We start from the raw sequence: 2,049 nt of genomic DNA, 5'->3' as shown, positions 1-2,049 counted from the left end.
CTTGACTATCTAAGTCCCATTGAATATAAAAATATTCACCTTAAAAAAAGTGTCTAGTTTAGTGTTGACATACCAAAAGTTTATATCAGTATAGTTATTTAAAATATACTTAGAGAAAATTTCTTTGCCATAATACTTCGAGTGATCAAAATTCTCCTTCTTGCAAAATTCTTTTCCCTTAATTTTATGTGAAAGAGTATCTTTTTCAAATAAGTCTTCTATATCACATTCGGGCTTTCCATCAATTAACGGTACAGTTAAAAGGTATAAATTATCAATGATATTGACCATGTATTTATCTTCTAAGATACCTTTTTTGTCGTTCTTATCAAGCTTTGCATGATGAATAAAATTACCTATAGGTTTCTTATTCCCACTCTTAATCTCATTATCGAACATTAAAATTACGGGGTTTACTGGTAATGTGTGGCTTATCTTCTTAAAATAGCTCAAATAAGAAGGGGCTTCCTTAGTATTAGAACTAAAGAAATTATATATATTTTTAAGTGCACTTCCCCCATCTTGGACAATTCCCAGAAAGTGTGCTAATCTCTTGGTTTTATTTAGGAAAGAAACTTTAAACACAAAAGACCCATCACTATTCTTTGTAATTAAATTAGGATATTCTTTATAGAGATTTTTTAAAGCTGCTTTTAAATAAGCAATATCTGTTTTACCTTCCGTTACAATTACTGGCTTGGGGTTAGCATAAAAGTATTTATAAAAAAGAAACTTTTGAAATTGACGTTCTCTCGAACTCAATTGTTTAAAATTATGTTTATTCCCATCTCTTTTGTTATTGTACCTGGTTAATTGATTTATAAAGGCAAATCTTCCTTCTAATTGATTAAGGTTGGCGAGTTTACCATTAATCTCAAACTTTCCTTCTTTATAGAGTTGATGAGCCATTGCCCTAGTCTCTTTGTAATAAATTCTATTAACGTTGATTTTTTTATTTACAACAAGTCCTGTTACCACCTGTCTTGAATCTCTGAGTTGTAACCTTATTTTCTTTTCATTAATTTTAAACCCAGCTCGTATTAACTCACTTGATAATTTTTCATAAAATGCCGTTTGTAAATCTAAAAATTTTTTATCATTTGTAGAAAATGTCAGATCATCTGCATAACGTGTATAATCCAACTTGTATTTTTTTGCAATTTTCAATAATCTTTGGTCAAGAATCTCACAAATTAGGTTTGTAATGATTGGAGAAGTTGGCGCACCTTGCGGCAATTTTCCATCGTAACATGTTAATTGTGCAATAACTGTGGCTACTTCACTAGATAATAAGAAATTATTATTCTTAATAAAAAAACCTCTTACACGACCAAAATGAAAACTTTCAAAAAAGTTTTCTAAATCAATATTCAAAACCAATCTTTTATTCCGATGAATTTCTGCATTGGTTATGATGCTCTTTTCTTTTTCGAATGCATGAGAGAGATTATTTTTTATCTTCTGGTTTTTATTCTTATGTTTATACAATGCCACTGCAAGTTTTCTTTGAATATCTTTGAGTTCATCTAATGGAGCATTAATTTTTCGAGCGCCACCACTTTTTTTAGCTATTTCAAACGAAGTGTACAAATTATTAACGTCTTTTTTATACAATAGATAACTAAGTTTTTTTCTGGGAATCTCCAGAAAATCAGCAAGGTCATTTCGTGTATTTATATCGTGAAATTCCATCATATAAAACTCCTTCAAAAATAAACGTGTGGCTACTCATTAGGCGAAAGGCGGCGATTACCCATGAAATATACCACCATGCGGATAAGTTAGCATAGGATGAGAAGCAAATGTTCCCACCATTTTTGTCAACACTTGCGAAACACAAGCGAAAAGATCCAGCCACACGTTAATAAAATTATACACCTTTTTTACTAAATGAGATATTGATTTTAATAGGTTCGAAGAACTTAAAATTGTCTGTTAAAAAAATTACGTTAGTTGAAGAAGATAGCAAAGGTGTGACTGCTAGAATAAAGTAGACAGTTTTCGCTAGATAAAATGAAACACTTATTTACCCAAATATACCAATCAAAA

The 2,049-nt window shown here is 30.3% G+C and carries 1 protein-coding gene; it reads right to left on the bottom strand.

What is annotated here, in order from left to right; translation table 11 throughout:
* Nucleotides 1–9: 9 nt before the first annotated feature.
* On the bottom strand, nt 10–1,695 hold the full coding sequence (locus Q1B07_RS26395) for a retron Ec67 family RNA-directed DNA polymerase/endonuclease (protein ID WP_299834283.1): 1,686 nt from the start codon (nt 1,693–1,695) through the stop codon (nt 10–12).
* Nucleotides 1,696–2,049: the final 354 nt, after the last annotated feature.

The organism is uncultured Metabacillus sp. (assembly GCF_947503125.1).
In the GTDB taxonomy this organism is placed as follows: domain Bacteria; phylum Bacillota; class Bacilli; order Bacillales; family Bacillaceae; genus Metabacillus.
This window is presented reverse-complemented; position numbering and strand designations above follow the sequence as displayed.

Bases quoted from the DNA above. Each gene is read 5' to 3' on its own strand.
- Q1B07_RS26395 (WP_299834283.1), bottom strand. From the start codon at position 1,695: ATGATGGAATTTCACGATATAAATACACGAAATGACCTTGCTGATTTT.